This is a genomic window from Shewanella maritima, from assembly GCF_043643735.1.
Lineage (GTDB): Bacteria > Pseudomonadota > Gammaproteobacteria > Enterobacterales > Shewanellaceae > Shewanella > Shewanella maritima_A.
In genome coordinates this window covers 1-1327 of sequence record NZ_JBHZSM010000029.1, presented here as the reverse complement: position 1 = coordinate 1327, position 1327 = coordinate 1, and the positions used below count along the sequence as shown (strand labels likewise).

Genomic DNA, 1327 nt, shown 5'->3' with positions numbered 1-1327 from the left:
GGCTACATGGACTCCCCTTTGTCAAGCAATAGTAATCTACAACAACAGTGGATCTGACAGAAGCTCTACATTCGGCGTTTGATTAGCTTGCTGCCTAAACAGCTTTTGGCTATCGCCCTGATGATTTGCGCTTGAGCAAAGATCTCATTCGTTAAACAGTATTACTGACTCTTTCAAGCAAGATGTACTTCCCAACTAACCAGATTCAATTACTCTCGGTCTGACCGTGTTATCGTCAATTGCTAGTGCGTTGACTCGGTGGGGTTAACCGTTTGGGTTAAACCTTTATGTTTTTACATAATTCACTTGGTACTCTTGACCAGATTGAAGTAGTGACCAAATTAATCGTGCATTCTTTGCAGCTAGTGCAATGACAGCGCGTTTAAAGCCTCTACGTTCGATTAAGGCTTTTATCCATAAACTGGTTCTATCCATTTTGTTAGTACAGTTTGCGATGACAGCGCGAGCACCATGTATTAATGAGGTGCGGATATGCTTCTCACCGCGTTTACTAATGCGACCCAGCGTTGGCTTACCGCCTGTTGAATATTGTTTTGGTACTAGGCCTATCCAAGCAGCAAATTGGCGGCTAGTTGAAAAGTGTTTCGCATCACTCACTGTTGCGACAACAGCTGTCGCGGTGACTTCACCAATGCCTGGAATCGTCATTAATCGTTTAGCGTCTTTCATTTGATTAGCGAGGGCATAAAGCTTCCTATCAGACTTTAATATGTCTTGGTTTTGTAGCTTGATGCTTTGCCATAAGTCATTGAGTAACTCTCTTGCTAAAGCGGGTAATGCGTTGTCGGTATCTTCCAAGATTGCAACAATATGCTTTTGTGCTGGATAGCGACCTTTAGGCATGATGATGCCGAATTCTGATAGCAAGCCGCGCAAACGATTAATCATGGCAGTACGGTCTTTGATTTGACCTTGCCTAATGCGATGTAAGCATAAAACAGCTTGCTGCTCTTCGCTTTTAATGCTGACAAAGCGTGTTTTAGGTCTTGTTACTGCTTCACATATTGCTTCAGCGTCATTGGCATCGTTCTTTTCACTTTGACGATAAGGGATGACAAATTTAGATGCCATGATACGTACATCGTGACCATATTTAGTAAATTCCCTTGCCCAATAATGGGCACCAGAACATGCTTCCATGCCGATAATACAGGGTGGAATATTGGCTATTTTCTCTAACAGCTTGTTTCTTTTAACTGTTTGCTTTAGTTTGGTTTTACCGTATTCGTCAACACCATGAATGCTAAAAACTAATTTGGCTAAATCAATGCCAATTGCTTTAATTAAGGACATATGGACTCTCCTT

Annotated in this window: 1 protein-coding gene; it reads right to left on the bottom strand. The window is 41.9% G+C overall.

The window, feature by feature from the left end; genetic code table 11:
* Positions 1-285 precede the first annotated feature (285 nt).
* The gene (locus tag ACHUGF_RS17950; RefSeq protein WP_394133299.1) at positions 286-1314 is read right to left on the bottom strand and encodes an IS110 family RNA-guided transposase; all 1029 of its coding nucleotides are present in this window, start codon (positions 1312-1314) and stop codon (positions 286-288) included.
* Positions 1315-1327 lie beyond the last annotated feature (13 nt).

Excerpts from the sequence above, each read along its gene's own strand:
- ACHUGF_RS17950 (WP_394133299.1), bottom strand. The coding sequence starts at position 1,314 with ATGTCCTTAATTAAAGCAATTGGCATTGATTTAGCCAAATTAGTTTTT.